The organism is Oxalobacteraceae bacterium OTU3CAMAD1, assembly GCA_024123915.1.
GTDB lineage: Bacteria > Pseudomonadota > Gammaproteobacteria > Burkholderiales > Burkholderiaceae_D > Rugamonas.
Genome location: CP099650.1, coordinates 7,203,823 through 7,219,717 on the forward strand (window position 1 = coordinate 7,203,823; position 15,895 = coordinate 7,219,717).

The window sequence follows — 15,895 nt, forward strand, 5'->3', positions numbered from 1 at the left end:
CCCGTCGGCCCACCCGTTACTGTACGTTTAGACAGTATTTTCCGCAGTATAGTGTGCGGGCCGCCAGACTGCAAGCACCGGCCCGCATTTGAACCGCTGCCGTCTCAATGCAAAGTCATGATGCCGCTGGCCGCGCTCAGGGCGCTGGCCAGGAAGACGCAGATCATGAAGGACGCCATCAGCACCGACCAGCGCCAGAACGTGCCGAAGCGGCTGCGGTGGTAGACGCGCCGCATCGCCCACGGCAGATAGATCAGCAGCCAGCACCACAGCACGAAGTCGACGATGCCCACATTGATCAGCAACATGGCGCAAAAGACGAAATAGGCGAAGGCGTTGGTGTGCAACGCGAACAGCACATGCTCGCCGAAGCGCCGCCCCGATCCCAGGTAGAGGACCTTGAGGAACAGCGCGAACACCGGCATCAGGCAGAAAATCGCGTACGGCGCGTACTTATAGAAGGCGTCGGCGAACACCTTTTTCTGCTGCTCCTGCGATAGCGCGTCGAAGATATGCCACTGATGGCGCACGCTCGGCCAGCCGCTCAGCATATCGTCGAACTCCTTCGGGCCGAACTCGTTGTCCTCCTCCGGTTTGGCGGGCTTCGGCTCCCTGCTGTCGGGTGCGCCGGCTTTGAGGTCTTTTTCCATCTCGGCGATGGCCGCTTCCGCCGCCGCCTTGCTCGCTTGCGCGTCCGGCGCGTCGCGCTTGACGGCGGCGGCCACCTCGGCGCCCGGCTTGGCCTTCCCGTCGATCACCGGCTCGAAACCGCCGGTGAACTTGAGCACCGCGAAAAACAGCAGGCTCAAGGTGAGATAGATGCGCAGCGGCTGCACGAAACGCACACGGCGTCCACGAATGTATTCATTGGTCAGCAAGCCCGGGCGGAACAGCAGGCGCGACATCGTGCCCCACAGCTTGCCCTCGATCGCCACGTAATGGCCGATGAACTCGTGCAGGAATTCGCGCGTGCTGGCGTGGTGCAGGTGGGCCTCCTGGCCGCAACTGGCGCAAAACGCGCCGGTGAGCACCGCCTCGCAATTGGGGCAACGGCCGGCCGGCGCGTGGCTGTCCGGGAGGGAATGTGCGGCAGTGCTCATGCGATCTACCCTGGTCGAGGAAAAGTAGACTAAATGATAAACGAGTTCCCGCCGATGTTGTCGAAATTCAATCTAGCGACCGACGGAAAACCAACTCGCTAATATCGTTACAACAACGACACGAAGGAGAGCATGATGAAGGACAAACAAATCAACACCACCGAGAAAATAAAGAACGACGACCAGCAGCGCCTGCCACACGAGCGCGACGAGTCGCCGGACGGCCAGGAGATCGAGCCGCGCAGCGTCGGGAAACAGGCTGCCGCCGATGTCGACAGCGGCATGGTCGACACCGACGCGCGCAACAAACCGGGAGTCGAACATATCAAGACGCCGGTGCCGCGCGACGCCACGGCGCGGCCGCAACCGAACACGAAACGTGATTAAAAATTAAAAGCGACAACTCAACAGGCTAACGACATCATCATGAAAAACACCACCGCAAGCGCACTTCTGATCCTCGGCGCCGTGCTGGCGCCCCAAGTGGCGCTGGCGCAGGGCGCCTCCTACCCGGTCGGCTACGGCCCCAACCCGGCGCTGCCTGAGCCGAACAAATCGCTGATCCCCACCGTCAACGTCGCGCCGGTGGACCGCTGGACCGCGCAGGAAACCCCGCAGCCGGCCGCCGGTTTCGCCGTCACCGCCTACGCGCGCGGGCTCGACCATCCGCGCTGGGTCTACACCCTGCCCAACGGCGACGTGCTGGTGGCCGAAACCAACGCCCCGCCCAAACCGGACGACAGCAAGGGCATCAAGGGCGCCGTCATGAAGCACCAGATGAAAAAGGCCGGCGCCGTCACCGAGTCGGCCAACCGCATCACCCTGCTGCGCGGGCTCGACGCCAAAGGCGTGGCGCAGACCCGCACGGTCTTCCTCAAGGGATTGAATTCGCCGTTCGGCATGGCGCTGGTCGGCAACAACCTGTACGTGGCCAACAGCGACGCCATCGTGCGCTTCCCGTACAAGGAAGGCGAGACCAGCATCACCGCGCCCGGCGTCAAGGTCATGGACTTGCCGGCAGGCACATTGAACCACCACTGGACCAAGAACATCATCGCCAGCCCGGACGGCAAATTCCTGTACGCCACGGTCGGCTCGAACAGCAACGTCGGCGAAAACGGCATGGACGTCGAGGAAGGCCGCGCCGCGATCTGGGAACTGGACCTGGCCACCAACAAGTCGCGCCTGTTCGCCACCGGCCTGCGCAACCCGAACGGCATGGGCTGGGAGCCGCAAACGAAAACCCTGTGGACCGCCGTCAACGAGCGAGATGAACTGGGCAACGATCTGGTGCCCGACTATATGACGTCGGTCAAGGACGGCGGCTTCTACGGCTGGCCGTACAGCTACTTCGGCCAGAAGGTCGACGCCCGCGTCAAGCCGCCCAAGCCGGAGCTGGTGGCCAAGGCCATCGCGCCCGACTACGCGCTGGGCGGCCACACGGCCTCGCTGGGGCTGACGTTCTACGAGGCCAAGCTGTTCCCGCAGAGCTACCAGGGCGGCGTGTTCATCGGCCAGCACGGCTCGTGGAACCGCAAGCCGCACAGCGGCTACAAGGTTGTGTTCGTGCCGTTCAGCGGCGGCAAGCCGTCGGGGCCGCCGCAGGACTTCCTGTCCGGCTTCCTCGACAAGGACGGCAAGGCGCAGGGCCGGCCGGTCGGCGTGGCGGTCGACAAGGCCGGCGCGCTGCTGGTGGCCGACGACGTGGGCAACATCATCTGGCGCGTGGCGCCGGCCGCCGCCAAGACGGCGGCGCGCTAGCGGGCGGCGTCAGTGTGCGGAAGCGAACGGACTCGGCCGCACACTGCCGCCATGATGACACTCCCATAGACAGACCCACACACGGAGAACATCATGAGCAACGAACGCGCAGGATCGGCAGTATGGAGCGGCGGCCTGAAGGACGGCGCCGGTAAGATCTCCACCGAGAGCGGCGCCATGGATGGCGTGCAATACGGCTTCCACACGCGCTTCGAGGACGGCCCCGGCACCAATCCGGAAGAATTGATCGGCGCGGCCCACGCCGGCTGCTTCACGATGGCGCTGTCCGGCATCTTGGCCGAGGCCGGCATCACGGCCAAGCATCTGGCGACCACGGCGACGGTCACCCTGGACAAGGTCGACGGCAGCTTCGCCATCACCAAGGTGCACCTGAACCTGGTGGCCACGATCCCCGGCGCCGACCAGAAGAAATTCGACGAGGCGGCCCTCAAGGCCAAGCTGAACTGCCCGGTGTCGAAGCTGCTCAACGCCGAGATCACGCTCGACGCCCAGTTGCAGGGCTGACGCCGGGGCAAGCAGGGATGCGGCAAAACGCATAGAATCCCGGTTTCTCACTTCACCAACGAAAGACCACGATGCGTATTTTGCACACCATGCTGCGAGTCGGCGACCTTCAGCGCTCGATCGATTTTTACACCAAAGTGCTGGGCATGAAGTTGCTGCGCACCAGTGACAACCCGGAGTACAAGTACACCCTGGCGTTCCTGGGCTACGGCTCCAATCCCGACCATGCCGAGCTGGAGCTGACGTACAACTACGGCACCACCAGCTACGACATGGGCAACGCCTACGGCCACATCGCCATTTCGGCCGACGACATCTACGCGGCGGCGGCGGCGGTGCGCGCCAACGGCGGCACCGTCACCCGCGAGCCGGGCCCGGTCAAGGGCGGCTCGACGGTGATCGCCTTCGTCACCGACCCGGACGGCTACAAGATCGAATTGATCGAGCGCAGTTTCGACGGCCAGGGCGCGGGGCTGTAAGCACGACCGGTTTAACGCGCCAACAACGCGTTGACCGGCGCCAGATCGTCTTCCTTCAACGTGCCGGCGGCCGACTTCAGGCGCAGGCCGTTCATGATGGTGTCGTAGCGCGCCCGCGACAGGTCGCGCTGGGTCGCGTACAGCTGGCGCTGCGCGTTCAGCACGTCGATGTTAATCCGCACGCCGACCTGGTAGCCCAGCTTGTTCGAGTCGAGCGATGACTTGCTCGACAGTTCCGCCGCCTCCAGCGCCTTGACCTGGGCCAGACCGCTGTTCATGCCGAGGAAGGCCTGGCGCGCGTTCTGCGACGCCAGCCGCTTGGTCGATTCCAGATCGTTGCGCGCTTTATCTTCCAGCGCGATGGTTTCGCGCACCTTGCTGGTGATGGCGAAGCCATTGAAGATCGGAATATTCCAGGTCACGCCGATGGCGTTGCCCTTCTGCGTGCCGGACGCGGTCTGGCTGGTGTGCTGGGTCTGCGCGATCAGGTTCGCGGTCGGCATGTGGTTGGCGCGGTTGCGCGAGATTTCGCGCTTGGCGATTTCCAGCGACAACTGGGCCGAGATGACGGCGAAGTTCTGGCCTTCTGCCGAGCTGATCCATGGATCGACGGCGGCCGGCTCCGGCGCGGCGATGGTCACGCCGACGCGCAGCGGCGCCAGTTCGCCCGGCGCCTGCCCGATGATGACCTGCAGCGCGGTGCGCTTGTTGTCCAGATCGTTGATGGCGGCGAACTCCTGCGCCACCACCAGATCGTAGGCCGCCTGCGCTTCGTGGGTGTCGGTGATGGTTTGCGTGCCGACCTCGAAGTTGCGCTTGGCCGAGGCCAGCTGCTCGGTGGTCGCCACCTTCTGCGCCTGGGTCGAGGTCAGGTTGTCCTGCGCCGTCAGCACATCGAAATAGGCTTGCGCCACGCGGGTGATCAAGTCCAGGCGCGCCTGGGCGAACGTGGCCTCGGCCTGCGCCTGCGACAACTTGCTCTGCTGATACGTCTGCCACAGGCCCCAGTTGAACAGCGGCTGCGACAGCGCCACGGTATAAGTGTTGGAATGGAAATCGGTGTTGCGCTTGTTGGCGACGACCGGCACGCCGCCGATGACGTCCACCTGGCCGACATTGAACGGCGTGAAGTCGCCCGTGTTGCGGGTGTTCGAACCATTGGCGCTGATGGTCGGCAGCAGGCCGGAGCGCCCTTGCGTGATCCGCTCGCGACCAGCTTCAACCGAAGAGCGGGCGCTGGCGTACGTGGCGTCGTTCGCGAGCGCTTGCTGATAGACTTGAAGAAGATCGGCCGCCTGTGCGTTGAGCGTCAAAAAGGCGCTGGTGATCAGCACGGCGATAAGGGGTCTCTGCATTGCATTCTCCGTTGGAGTCGTCAAAAAAGTTGATCAAATCAAAAACACTGCCACCCTGGCGCCGTGCCGGTTCCGTCGCGCGCGGCCCTAGTACTTCGGCATCGCCGGGTCCACCTGCAAGGCCCACGCGTGGATGCCGCCGGTCAGATTGACCGTCTTGCCGAAGCCGTTACGCTCCAGGAAGGCGGCCACCTGCAGGCTGCGCGCGCCGTGGTGGCAGATGCAGACGATCTCGGCGTCCTCATCGAGGTCGTCGATGCGCGCCGGTATCGTGTTCATCGGGATCTGCACCGCGCCGTCGATGCGGCAGGTCTCGAATTCCCAATTCTCGCGCACGTCCAGCAACACCGGCTTGGGACGCGCCTCGTCGGCCAGCCACGCGGCCAGTTCCGGAGCGGTAATATGCTGCATACGCCGCCCGCCGCTTAAAACTGGAAGGCCGACGGCGTCGTCGCCGAGGCCAGCGGCTTGACGCTGGTCTCGAACAAGGTGCGCGTGTCGTAGCCGGCTTCGCCGGTACGGGTAATCAATTGCGCCTTCATCGCCGGCGCCTGGCCGATGATGACGGCCAGACGTCCGCCCACCTTCAACTGCTGCAACAGCGACTCCGGCAGCACCGGCAGCGAGCCCGACACGACGATCACGTCGTACGGCGCGCCGTTCGGCCAGCCCTGTGCGCCGTTGCCCAGCTCGACCTTCACATTGGTCACGCCGTTGTCGGCCAAATTCTTTTCCGCCAGCGCCTTCAGTTCCGGCGAGATTTCCACCGTCGTCACGTGGCGGCCCTTGTGCGCCAGCAGCGCGGCCATGTAGCCGGAACCGGTGCCGATCTCGAGCACGTTCTCGTGCTTTTTCAGGTTCACGTCCTGCAGCAGGCGCGCCTCGATCTTAGGCATCAGCATCGACTCGCCGCCTGGCAGCGGGATCTCGGCGTCGACGAAGGCCAGCGCCTTGTGCGCGGCGGGTACGAAATTCTCACGTTTAACCACGTGCAACAGCTCCAGAACGTCCGGGTCGAGGACGTCCCAAGGACGGATTTGCTGTTCGATCATGTTGAAACGGGCTTGTTCGATATTCATCTTATGACTCGGTCGGGATTAAATAATCCGTCATTTTATCGTTGAACTGGCATGGAGGCACATATTAACGAGTTGACGGCCATATCGCGGAAAATTGCGACAGTCTGCAGTTTAAGGGGGATGAACCTACCAAATTGGCAACTTGGACGGAAAACGCCACGGGGCCGCTCACGGGGCGACCGCTTCCAGCCCGCCCAAGGTGGTGCCGATGAAGGTGTCCATGAAGGCGCGCGGATCAATGGCCGGCATCTCGCAGGCCGGCATGAAGGAGTTGGTCCACATCATCAGCATCATCACCGGCGCGATCAAGACAGGCGTCATGACGGCCGGATCGACCGGCCGGAACTCGCCCCGGCCGATGCCGCGCACCAGCACGCTGGTGATCAGGTCGCTGCCGCGCTTGACCACCTCTTCGTTGTAAAACTTGGCAAGTTCTGGGAAATTGTGGCCTTCGGAGAGCATCAGCTTCGTAATGCCCGCCAGGTGGGTGGTGCAGATCTCGTCCCACCAGGCCATCAGGATGGTGCGCAGCAGCTCGCCGCTGTGGCCTTCGAACACGGCCGCGTCCTGCTCGGCCTCACCGATGGCTTGCACGATGTTCTCGCGCACGACGGCCTTGAACAGCTCTTCCTTGTTGGTGAAATACAGGTACAGCGTGCCCTTGGACACGCCGGCGCGCTTGGCCACGTCTTCAAGACGGGTGGCGGCATAGCCACGTTCGACGAACTGCTCCAGTGCGGCGGCCAGCAACTCCTGCGGCCGCGCGTCCTTGCGCCGCTCCCAGCGTGGCTTGGTGTCTTGAGAGGCTTGCATGGGTGGTTTTCATTTAACTTACTTATAAGTCATTAATATAAGCGCAAGGGTCCGCAGCGTCAAGCGGGCCTTGGGCTGATAGTCGCGATTGATGTTGCTGAGGAAACCTTAGATCAGGCAAAAACGCGGTCGGAAACGGCAAACGTATTTCTTGATCGACAGGGATACTGAGTGCTGGATCAACCAGTAACTCAACAGGAAACACTATGAACAACCTCATTGCACGCGCAGTCCTCGGAGTCGCCATCGTGTTCGCCACGGCCACGGGACAGGCGCAGGACGCGCAGCCAGCTTCGGCCACTTCAGCCAAGGCGCCGGCGCGCGCCTACCTCATCGGTAATTACGTGATCCGTGACCAGGCGATGTTCCAGCGGTACCTGGAGGCCGCCAACGCGCTTGCCCCGAGGTACGCCGTCAAGGTCATCGTCTTCGATAACAACACGCGCAAGCTTGAGGGGAACGCGCAGGCGGTGACGGTCATCGCCGAGTTTCCCAACATGGCCGAGGCCGAGCGCTTCTACTATTCCGCCGAGTACACCGAGGCAAAGAAATTGCGCGTCGGATCGACCGAAGGCTTGGTCGTGCTGGCCGAAGGGTTGAGTCCAGCGGGGAAATAAGCGGCAGGCCCGCCTTGGCAGTGGGTTCGCTGGCAAGCAGGAATGACACTTGGTGTTACGCCCGATTTCGCGGCCCTAAGTGAGCCTGTCCATCCGCCATGCGGCTGGGGTAACGCCCATCATCTTGCGGAAGGTCCGGCCAAAATGCACCGCGTCCGCGAAGCCGGTGGCTTCGGCGACGTCCTCCAGGCGATCATTGGTGTTCAACAGCAGATCCTTGGCCCGCTCGACACGGGCCTGTAACTGCCACTGATACGGCGCCACCCCGGTCGACGCCTTGAAGGCGCGGCAGTAGTGCGATTGCGACAAACCGGCCAGTTCCGCCAGTGCCGCGAGTTCCACCCGCGCCGGCAACTTCGCCTCTAGAAAATTCATCGCATCCTTCAACTGGATCGCCGAGAGCCCGGACTTGCCGCCTTTTTCCTCCTTGGGGCGTTCGAACACCAGGGATGCGATCGCCGCCGTGAGCGAGTCGCCATACAGTTGCGCGGTGGGGTCGGAGCAGTGGATCGCATCCGCAAGCAAGCGGATCAACGTCCACAACCGGTCATCCGAAAAGCGCAGGCGCGGAACGTCGATCGGTCCCAGCGACCCGGGCATGCCCAGACGCTCCTGTAGCATATTGCCGTCGAAGCTGATCGTTGCGCACTTGAGATAGCTCGGTTCCGCCGCATGTCCCCACAGCTCCATCTCCGCCGGCACGAACCACATCGGTCGCGGCTTGTAGGCATGGGGATTGGGTATGTGGGGCGCCGACCGGGGCTCGGCGTGGTCCCGCCCGACCTCTTCAAGCTGGGCGCCGAGCCGGGTCGACCTTTCGTTGCGTTCCAGTCGAACCAGCACGCTGCCCGTGCAGGTGTATTCCACCAGATCGACGTTCACGCCATTCCAGCCACGGCTGGAGGTCGTCAGCGTGGCCACGTTCTCGGGGAGTTGGATTGCTTTTGACATAAAAATGGGATGTACCCGCGCTCTTCTTTTCAATGTGACAAGGGATCGTATCACCGCAGAAATCGCTTCGGTAGTTGCACAGTCCGACTAACTGTGTGACGCTAATAGGAACGCGCTGCGGCGCGGCGGCATCTTTCTGGAAAAGCTAGTGTGGCGAAATAGGGAGCGTGGTAGTGGACATCGAAGAATTGCGGACATTTGTGGAAGTGGCCGATGCCGGCGGGATCTCGGCCGCCGCGCTCAGGCTCGGTGTCGCCAAGTCGATTGTCAGCCGCCGGCTCGCCAGGCTGGAAGCGGACCTGGGCGTCCAGCTGCTGTCCCGCACCACGCGCGGGGCGGCGCTGACGGAAGCCGGGGCCACGTTCCGCGACCATGCGGCCAGGGCCTGCGCCGAGGTCGATCTGGCAAGGGAAACGATCGCACCGGCCGGCGAGTTGCGCGGCCGCTTGCGCATCGCCGCCCCGCTGACGTTCGGCCCGACGCACTTCGCCCCACTGCTCGCGGAGATGGCGCGACGCCATCCGCAGCTGCAAATCCACACCTGCTATAGCGACCATGTCGTCAACCTGGTCGCGGAAGGCTATGACTGCGCGATACGCGTCGGCTATCTCCAGGACTCCAATCTCGTCGCTCGGTGCGTCGGGCCGGTTCACGCAACCACCGTGGCGAGTCCGGAATATATCAAGGCCCACGGGGCGCCCACGACGCCGGAAGAACTGCTCGCCCACCAGGCGCTGATGCAGGGTACGGAAACATGGCATTTCCTGGACGGCGAGAAAACCATATCGGTACGCCCGCAAGGACGCTTCAAGGCGGACAACGGCGCGGCGCTGGTGGCCGCCGCGGTCGCCGGCCTCGGCGTCGGCCATCTCCCTGACATGATCATTCGAGAACATTTGAGCTCCGGCGCGCTCATCCCTGTCATGACGCGGTATCCGGTGCTGCCGGCGGCGGCATACGTCGTCCGGCCACCCGGCCAGCATCCGGCAAAAAAGGTACGCATGCTGGCCGAGCTGCTGATCGAGTATTTCGAAACGATGCCTTCCGTTGCAAGACGCCCGTAGCGCTGAACCCGGTCGCTTGATCCCATGAGCGAATCGTACTGCCGACAGCAAGATTGATCAGTGACTGCGCCGGGCCCGGCCAGTAGCATCTTCCCCATTCCACGCACACCGCTGCCGATTCCGGTCCACCGACCGGGACCGGTGCGGCGTGGTGTTTAACTCCATCAAAAAAGGGGAATGGCATTGAAGTCAATACTACTGATCGGACTCATGGTGCTGAATGGCCTGGGCAACGCCCATGCGCAAACCAGTCAAGAGGCCCCAGGCGCGGACCTGATCGTGCACAACGCAAAAGTCTTCACCGGGAATCGCGCACAACCGGCGGCGTCCGCCGTCGCCGTCAAAAACGGCCGCATCTACTCGGTCGGCACCGATGCCGAGATGCTGGCGTTAAAGAGCGCCAACACCAAGGTCATCGATTCCCGGGGCCGACGGCTAATTCCAGGCATCATCGACGCGCATACGCACGTGCTCAATGAGGGCGGCTACAACTACACCTTGCGCTGGGAGGGCGTGCCGACGCTGCGCCGCGCCTTGGCGATGCTCGGCGAGCAAGCCAAACGCACACCGAAAGGCCAATGGGTGAAGGTGATCGGCGGCTGGTCGCCCTACCAGTTCGAAGAGAAGCGCTTCCCCACCATGGAGGAACTGCGCCGGGCCGTCCCCGATCGCCCGTTGATCGTCCAGTACGCCTACAACCGCGCCTTCATGAACCAGCTGGCGATGGACGCCCTCGGCGTGGGTACCGACAAGTTTCCCATGTTGCCGGGCACCGAGCTGGAGAAGGACAAGCAGGGCAAGTACACCGGCGTGGTCCATGGCTACACATTCACGTTCATCGCCCTGGAAACCATGGTTCCCCAGCTCTCCTTCGATGAGGAGGTGAGCTCGCTGGTCCAAACGATCCACAGTCTCAACCGCTTCGGGGTCACCTCCATCGTCGATGCGGGCACCGGCTTCCGAGGGTATCCGAAGGCCCAGCGCACCGTTGACGTCGTCGCCCGCGACAATCGCCTCAACATCCGCATGCCCTTCGTCGACATCCAGTTCGGCGACGCCGCCGACTTCAACGTGGTCGACGCGCAGGTCAAGGCGATCACGAAGACGGCGCCGATCAGTCCCGGGCACAACCTGCATCCGCAACTGGCGCACGGCCACGTCTACCGGGGCGCCGGCGAGTTGCTGTCGGTGGAGGTGCACGATCACGAGAACTTCGACCGCCCGGCGGTCATCATCGAGCCCGCCAAGATGCGGGAACTGGTGGAGCGGGACATCTCCAAGCTGGTCCAGCGGCGCATCCCCTTCCGTGAGCACATCAGCTATGACGAGAACATCACGCCCTTCCTCGACGCGCTCGAACAGCTGAACCAGAAGACGCCGCTCGACGGCCTGCGCTGGAGCCTCGAACACGCCGAGACCATCAGTCCCGCGAACATCGCCAGGGTCAAGGCGCTGGGCGGCGGCATCGCCCTGGACACCAAAATGGCGCTGCATGGCGACGGCTTCATCAAGACCTACGGCCGCGAAAAGGCGTTGCAGACCCCGCGCCTGCGCCAGCTCGTCGACAGCGGCATCCCGCTGGCCATGACCACCGACGCCTTTAGGGCCGCGTCGTTCAATCCGTGGGTCGGCATCAGCTGGATGGTGTCGGGCAAGTCGATCTCCGGCGCCGAAGTGCTGGCCAAGGACAACCGCCTGTCCCGCGCCGAAGCGCTGGGACTGTTCACCCGCAAGGCGGCATGGTTCCTGAACGCCGAATCCGAGATGGGCATGATCGCCCCAGGCCACCTGGCCGACTTCGTGCTGCTGGACCAGGACTACTTCGAGGTTGAAGAGTCCCGGATCAAGTCCATCGCCTCCGTCCTGACCGTCATGGACGGCCGGGTGGTGTATGGCGCGCAGGAGTACCAATCGCTGGCGCCGGTACTGCCGGAGATCCTGCCGGTCTGGTCGCCGATCAAACACTTCGGCGGCTATTACCAAGCCCGGTGAGGAGCGGTCCCAAAATGTCGAAGAGCCGGGTAGCGGGCATGCGCGCGGCGCTCGTCATCCCCTTGCTGCTGGCGACCGATGCCGCGCTGGCGCAGTTCCGGCCATTGCGGTTCGACGACGACTTTAGCGCTCAACGCCGGCAATGCATCGGCAACGGCAGCGGCAACGCCAACGCCAACGGCGGCGCCTGCTGGAAGGACCGCCCGGTCGCGGATGGGGTACGCCTCAGTATCGGCGGCGACGTGCGCTTGCGCTACGAGCATGCCGGCAATCCGCGCTATGGACTGGAACGCCAGGACCGATGGGGGGTATTGATGCAGCGCGGCTCCGTCTTCGCGGACCTGCGCGTGGGCGGGCACTGGCGCGGCTTCGCCCAGTTGGCCAGTTCGTTCACCAACGGCCGCGCCGCAGGCCCATCCCCGGTGGACGAGAACCGGCTCGATCCCACCAACTTATTTCTCGAATGGCAATCGGAGCGGGATGGCGAAAGCGGCATGGGCGTGCGTGTCGGCGTCCAGGAGCTGCAGTTCGGATCGGGGCGCAGCATCGATGCCCGCGAGGGCCCGAACGTACGGCGCAGCTTCGAAGCCGTCCGCGCCTATGCGACCAGCGGCCCCTGGCGTGTCGACGCCTTCGCGGCGGCGCCCCGGCAGAACCGTCCGGGCAGCTTCGACGACGCCCACTCGCGGACCCAAAAGCTGCATGGCGTCTACGCGACCCGTACCGGAGGCCTGACCTCCTGGGACGCCTACGCGCTGTATTACGACGACGCCGTGGCCCGCTACGCCCAGGGCGTGGCACACGAACGCCGCTGGTCGCTCGGCACCCGCGTGTTCGGGAGCCGCACAGTCTGGGACTGGAACTGGGAAGCCGCCGCGCAGGGAGGACGTTTCGGCGACGCCCGGATCGGCGCCTGGTCGCTCGCCACCGATACCGGCTACACGTTCGGCGGCGTGGCCGGCCAACCGAGAGCGGCGCTGCTCCTCGCCATCGCCAGCGGCGACAAGGACCCCGGGGACCAACGCCTCGGCACCCTCAACCCGATCTACCCGCGCGGTAATTATTTCGGCGACGAAGCGACGCTCGGGCCGCGCAACTTCGCCAACATCCACCCGGCGCTGACCATGCGGCTCGCGCCCCGGGTCCAGCTGAACGCCAGCCTCGATTTTTTCTGGCGTTACAGCCTGCGCGACGGCGTCTACGCACCCAACGGCACGTTGATGCGGGCCGCCGGCGGTAGTCGTGCCCGCTACGTGGCGACCATCGCATCGCTCGGCGCCACCTGGACGCTGGCCCCGGGCTGGTCGTCGACCGCTGTGGTCGCCTACGCGCAGCCCGGCGCCTTCCTGCGCGAGACCGGCGCCGACGATGCGCTGAGCTTCATCAGCATCAGTGCGCAATACCGGTTCTGACCAAGTCCGGGGCCGCGCTCGATACAATGTTAAGGAAAAAAAACGGATGAGTGACGTCGATGCACAGCAAGAAAACCAACTCAATATATTGATTGCCCATGGCGACGCGATTGTCAGCGCCGGCCTGGCCGCGTTGCTCGCGCAACAGGCTGATTTGCACATCACCATCGCCAAGGACGACGCCGCAGCCAGCCATGCGAACACCGATGTCATCATCCTAGATCACCAAGGCGCGATGGAACACATGCGTCGCCGGGCCGGCGCGTACCCGGGGGACAGGCGTCCCCGCGTGCTGATTGTCACCCAGCTGGATCGTGAATGGGATGTGTACACCGCCATGATGGCGGGCGTGCACGGCTACCTGCTGCAAAACGCCGACCTCGAACAACTGCTGAGAGCCGTGCATACACTGGGCCGTGGCATGCACTATCTCAGCGCCGACTTGAGTCACTGCGTGGCCCACAGCTCCAACCGGATCGGCCTCACCGGCCGCGAGACGGACGTGCTGCAGTTGCTGGCACAAGGCCTGTGCAACAAGTCGATCGCGCGGGAACTGGGCATCGGCGCCGGTACGGTGAAGACGCACGTCAAGGGCCTGTGCGACAAGCTTGGCGCGACGGCGCGCACCCACGCCGTGGTGCTGGCCATGCGACGCGGCTTGGTGGCGAAATAGGCCCGACGGCTCGACGCCGCCTTTGGCGACGCCCTACCAGCCCTTCATGGACGCGTCCGTGATATCGTTGACCGTGTAGTCGGATGGTACCTTGAACAGCGCGGCGGCCGGCTCCCCGCGCTTCAGGTTGGCCAGGCGGTAGATGGCGTCGCCGCTACGCGCATCGCTGTGTTTCGAGTACAGCGCGATGTGCAGTTCGGGCGAATACCAGGCTTCGTTCGTCACCACGATCGGCTGACGGTTGCCCACCTCGCCAGCCGGGATCTCGTAGCTGCGCAGTTTGCCTTCGGCCTTGACGCCATCGATGGTCTTGACGCCGAGGTCTTTGGTGCTGGCCTTGGAAGCCCATTTCGCCTCGCCCATGGCGGCGGCGACCTGCGGTCCGAAATTCGGGTTGACGCTGATATTGGGCGGCATGCGCTTGATGACAATCTCTTCGATGTCCTTGTTGTCGACCGCCGGCGGCTTACCCTCCTTGCGCTGCGCCTCGATGCGCGCCTTGATGGCGGTACCGGCGGCGGTGCCGGCGGCAGCGCCGAACGCGGCGGCTTTGGCCCCCAGCTTGTCGTGATTGAGCTTGAAAGCCATCCGGCTGAGCGGGCTCAGGGTGTAGACCGTGTTGTCGGCGGCGGTATGGATCGTCACGCCTTGCACCTCGCCACTGGCGGAAAGGATTTCCTTGCGCGTGTTGCCCTGGCTGTCGCGGTAGTACATGGAGATGATCTTGGTGGCGATCTGATTGCCGTCGCCCAGGGTGCGCTGGCTCTCGCGGATCTCCTCGGCGCTGTACGGCGCGTTCTTGACCGGCTTGCCAAGCAGGCCGTCGGCCGGCCAGGCGCTCGGCTGGCCCGGGACGTCGTTGGCCCAGGCCGGGGCGAACAGGCAGGTGAGCAGGGTGGCGAGTACTAGTTTCTTGGTATCCATGACAATCCTCTGGTGGTTGGGGTTAATTCAGGGTTGAAAGACGCAGTGCCAGCGGCTGGCCGTCGGCGCCGACCAGCATTTCGGCACGCACCCGACCGCCGGCCGTTTCGGGCGTGAGCGGTATGCCCAGCGCGGCCAGCGCGGTGCGTGCGACTTCGGTCTCGACGATGCGCGGATCGGGCTCCTGTCGGATGCGTTCGAGGGATTCGAGGGCAATGAAGGCGCCCCTGCCGGCGGCCGCTGGCGGGCTGGCGCCGTCGCCGCCGGGCTGTACACCGCCCGGCGACAGCAGCAGCAGCGTCAGCGCAAGCGCCGCGCTACCCAAGCCGCCGGCCAGGCCCCACCGGGCATGCGACCAGCCCTGGTACCAGCGGCGCTTCGGATGCCGTTGGGCGAAGGCGGCCATCAATGCCTGCTCCACAGCGGGCGGGGTGTCGTGTTCCGCCAGCGTGCCGCGCAGGGCATTCAATGGTTGGATCAGTTGCGGGTCTCGGGATTCATCGGCATGCATGATCGGCTCCTTCTCGGTTCGCATTCTGCAGGCTGGGGCGGTGCGCCGCCAGGTGTTTGGCCAGCGCCGCCCGGCCACGCGACAGGCGTGAGCGGACGGTGCCGATATCGACCTGGCAGATCGCCGCGATCTCCAGGTAGGACAGGTCATGCAGTTCGAACAGGATGACGGCGTCGCGGAAGACCGGCGCCAGCCGGGCCAGCGCGCACCGCACTTCCTCGGCCAGTTCGTTGTCCAGCATGCGCGAGAGCGGCTCTGCGTCCTCGCTGCCAACCTCGCTGTCGACTTCTCCATCGTCATCCGGCTCGGGCAGGCTGTCGTGGCGCCGGCGCGGCTCTTCGTGCTTGAGCACCAGGTTGCGCGCCACGCCGAACAGGAAGGTACGCAGCTCGCCGCGCAACGGGTCGAACTTGAAGCTGTCCGTGAGCAGGCCCATGAACACTTCCTGCACGATGTCGGCGGCGGTGTCGGCCGAGCCGCTGCGCAACAGCGCGAAGCGAAACAGCGGGGCTTGGTGGCGCTGGTACAGGGCCTGGAAGGCCGCTGCCGTGCCGGCGCGCATCTGGCGCAGCAAGTCGGTATCGTGGGTAGGGGTCAGGGTCGTCATCGTTGGGCCTTTAATGGTATTCCGGCGCGGCG

Annotated in this window: 18 protein-coding genes; 9 read left to right on the top strand and 9 right to left on the bottom strand. The window is 64.4% G+C overall.

Features of this window, described 5'->3' with window-relative positions; all coding sequences use genetic code 11:
* Positions 1-104 precede the first annotated feature (104 nt).
* Positions 105-1,100, bottom strand: coding sequence for a DUF3667 domain-containing protein (locus NHH88_30860; GenBank protein ID USX13992.1), 996 nt, complete (start codon positions 1,098-1,100; stop codon positions 105-107).
* 135 nt (positions 1,101-1,235) lie between these two features.
* On the opposite strand from NHH88_30860, the gene NHH88_30865 reads away from it, so the two are divergent.
* From NHH88_30865 to gloA, 4 genes are all read left to right on the top strand, one after another.
* Positions 1,236-1,487, top strand: coding sequence for a hypothetical protein (locus NHH88_30865; GenBank protein USX13993.1), 252 nt, complete (start codon positions 1,236-1,238; stop codon positions 1,485-1,487).
* A 39-nt stretch (positions 1,488-1,526) separates the two neighbouring features.
* Positions 1,527-2,861 carry a sorbosone dehydrogenase family protein gene (locus NHH88_30870; GenBank protein USX13994.1) on the top strand — a complete coding sequence of 445 codons (1,335 nt, stop codon included), beginning with the start codon at positions 1,527-1,529 and terminating at the stop codon, positions 2,859-2,861.
* 93 nt (positions 2,862-2,954) lie between these two features.
* On the top strand, positions 2,955-3,386 hold the full coding sequence (locus tag NHH88_30875; protein USX13995.1) for an OsmC family protein: 432 nt from the start codon (positions 2,955-2,957) through the stop codon (positions 3,384-3,386).
* 71 nt (positions 3,387-3,457) lie between these two features.
* A complete protein-coding gene (gene gloA / locus NHH88_30880; GenBank protein USX13996.1) occupies positions 3,458-3,865 on the top strand; it encodes a lactoylglutathione lyase in 408 nt (135 codons plus the stop codon).
* An 11-nt stretch (positions 3,866-3,876) separates the two neighbouring features.
* Here the strand turns inward: gloA and NHH88_30885 are convergent, their stop codons facing one another.
* The 4 genes from NHH88_30885 to NHH88_30900 all read right to left on the bottom strand — a co-directional run bounded on the left by NHH88_30885 (position 3,877) and on the right by NHH88_30900 (position 7,112).
* On the bottom strand, positions 3,877-5,220 hold the full coding sequence (locus NHH88_30885; GenBank protein USX13997.1) for a TolC family outer membrane protein: 1,344 nt from the start codon (positions 5,218-5,220) through the stop codon (positions 3,877-3,879).
* Positions 5,221-5,307: 87 nt separating this feature from the next.
* Complete coding sequence (locus tag NHH88_30890) at positions 5,308-5,631, bottom strand: rhodanese-like domain-containing protein (GenBank protein ID USX13998.1); 324 nt, start codon at positions 5,629-5,631, stop codon at positions 5,308-5,310.
* A 14-nt stretch (positions 5,632-5,645) separates the two neighbouring features.
* On the bottom strand, positions 5,646-6,299 hold the full coding sequence (locus NHH88_30895; GenBank protein ID USX13999.1) for a protein-L-isoaspartate O-methyltransferase: 654 nt from the start codon (positions 6,297-6,299) through the stop codon (positions 5,646-5,648).
* A gap of 168 nt (positions 6,300-6,467) precedes the next feature.
* Positions 6,468-7,112 (bottom strand): TetR/AcrR family transcriptional regulator, encoded by a 645-nt coding sequence (locus NHH88_30900; GenBank protein ID USX14000.1) that lies wholly within the window; start codon positions 7,110-7,112, stop codon positions 6,468-6,470.
* A 206-nt stretch (positions 7,113-7,318) separates the two neighbouring features.
* Here NHH88_30900 and NHH88_30905 point away from each other — a divergent pair, with 206 nt between their 5' ends.
* Positions 7,319-7,729 (top strand): DUF1330 domain-containing protein, encoded by a 411-nt coding sequence (locus NHH88_30905; protein ID USX14001.1) that lies wholly within the window; start codon positions 7,319-7,321, stop codon positions 7,727-7,729.
* Positions 7,730-7,804: 75 nt separating this feature from the next.
* Here the strand turns inward: NHH88_30905 and NHH88_30910 are convergent, their stop codons facing one another.
* Positions 7,805-8,680 (bottom strand): AraC family transcriptional regulator, encoded by an 876-nt coding sequence (locus NHH88_30910; protein ID USX14002.1) that lies wholly within the window; start codon positions 8,678-8,680, stop codon positions 7,805-7,807.
* A 173-nt stretch (positions 8,681-8,853) separates the two neighbouring features.
* Here NHH88_30910 and NHH88_30915 point away from each other — a divergent pair, with 173 nt between their 5' ends.
* The 4 genes from NHH88_30915 to NHH88_30930 all read left to right on the top strand — a co-directional run bounded on the left by NHH88_30915 (position 8,854) and on the right by NHH88_30930 (position 13,821).
* A complete protein-coding gene (locus NHH88_30915; GenBank protein ID USX14003.1) occupies positions 8,854-9,744 on the top strand; it encodes a LysR family transcriptional regulator in 891 nt (296 codons plus the stop codon).
* Between the two features lie 177 nt (positions 9,745-9,921).
* The gene (locus NHH88_30920; protein USX14004.1) at positions 9,922-11,736 is read left to right on the top strand and encodes an amidohydrolase; all 1,815 of its coding nucleotides are present in this window, start codon (positions 9,922-9,924) and stop codon (positions 11,734-11,736) included.
* 14 nt (positions 11,737-11,750) lie between these two features.
* On the top strand, positions 11,751-13,148 hold the full coding sequence (locus NHH88_30925) for an alginate export family protein (GenBank protein ID USX14005.1): 1,398 nt from the start codon (positions 11,751-11,753) through the stop codon (positions 13,146-13,148).
* Between the two features lie 46 nt (positions 13,149-13,194).
* Positions 13,195-13,821 (top strand): response regulator transcription factor, encoded by a 627-nt coding sequence (locus NHH88_30930; protein ID USX14006.1) that lies wholly within the window; start codon positions 13,195-13,197, stop codon positions 13,819-13,821.
* 33 nt (positions 13,822-13,854) lie between these two features.
* Here NHH88_30930 and NHH88_30935 read toward each other — a convergent pair whose 3' ends face one another.
* The 3 genes from NHH88_30935 to NHH88_30945 are packed head-to-tail and all read right to left on the bottom strand — an operon-like array spanning position 13,855 to position 15,863.
* Positions 13,855-14,745: a hypothetical protein gene (locus NHH88_30935; protein ID USX14007.1), complete on the bottom strand. Its 891-nt coding sequence runs from the start codon at positions 14,743-14,745 to the stop codon at positions 13,855-13,857.
* A 22-nt stretch (positions 14,746-14,767) separates the two neighbouring features.
* The gene (locus NHH88_30940; GenBank protein USX14008.1) at positions 14,768-15,256 is read right to left on the bottom strand and encodes a hypothetical protein; all 489 of its coding nucleotides are present in this window, start codon (positions 15,254-15,256) and stop codon (positions 14,768-14,770) included.
* Positions 15,243-15,863, bottom strand: a complete 621-nt coding sequence (locus NHH88_30945) for an RNA polymerase sigma factor (GenBank protein USX14009.1) — start codon at positions 15,861-15,863, stop codon at positions 15,243-15,245. The genes NHH88_30940 and NHH88_30945 overlap by 14 nt, the downstream gene beginning before the upstream one ends.
* Positions 15,864-15,895: the final 32 nt, after the last annotated feature.

Coding starts and splice junctions, on each gene's coding strand:
- NHH88_30875 (USX13995.1), top strand. CDS start 2,955: ATGAGCAACGAACGCGCAGGATCGGCAGTATGGAGCGGCGGCCTGAAG.
- NHH88_30885 (USX13997.1), bottom strand. CDS start 5,220: ATGCAGAGACCCCTTATCGCCGTGCTGATCACCAGCGCCTTTTTGACG.
- NHH88_30920 (USX14004.1), top strand. CDS start 9,922: ATGGCATTGAAGTCAATACTACTGATCGGACTCATGGTGCTGAATGGC.
- NHH88_30910 (USX14002.1), bottom strand. CDS start 8,680: ATGTCAAAAGCAATCCAACTCCCCGAGAACGTGGCCACGCTGACGACC.
- NHH88_30900 (USX14000.1), bottom strand. CDS start 7,112: ATGCAAGCCTCTCAAGACACCAAGCCACGCTGGGAGCGGCGCAAGGAC.
- gloA (USX13996.1), top strand. CDS start 3,458: ATGCGTATTTTGCACACCATGCTGCGAGTCGGCGACCTTCAGCGCTCG.
- NHH88_30945 (USX14009.1), bottom strand. CDS start 15,863: ATGACGACCCTGACCCCTACCCACGATACCGACTTGCTGCGCCAGATG.
- NHH88_30925 (USX14005.1), top strand. CDS start 11,751: ATGTCGAAGAGCCGGGTAGCGGGCATGCGCGCGGCGCTCGTCATCCCC.
- NHH88_30935 (USX14007.1), bottom strand. CDS start 14,745: ATGGATACCAAGAAACTAGTACTCGCCACCCTGCTCACCTGCCTGTTC.
- NHH88_30930 (USX14006.1), top strand. CDS start 13,195: ATGAGTGACGTCGATGCACAGCAAGAAAACCAACTCAATATATTGATT.
- NHH88_30905 (USX14001.1), top strand. CDS start 7,319: ATGAACAACCTCATTGCACGCGCAGTCCTCGGAGTCGCCATCGTGTTC.
- NHH88_30890 (USX13998.1), bottom strand. CDS start 5,631: ATGCAGCATATTACCGCTCCGGAACTGGCCGCGTGGCTGGCCGACGAG.
- NHH88_30940 (USX14008.1), bottom strand. CDS start 15,256: ATGCATGCCGATGAATCCCGAGACCCGCAACTGATCCAACCATTGAAT.
- NHH88_30895 (USX13999.1), bottom strand. CDS start 6,299: ATGAATATCGAACAAGCCCGTTTCAACATGATCGAACAGCAAATCCGT.
- NHH88_30860 (USX13992.1), bottom strand. CDS start 1,100: ATGAGCACTGCCGCACATTCCCTCCCGGACAGCCACGCGCCGGCCGGC.
- NHH88_30865 (USX13993.1), top strand. CDS start 1,236: ATGAAGGACAAACAAATCAACACCACCGAGAAAATAAAGAACGACGAC.
- NHH88_30870 (USX13994.1), top strand. CDS start 1,527: ATGAAAAACACCACCGCAAGCGCACTTCTGATCCTCGGCGCCGTGCTG.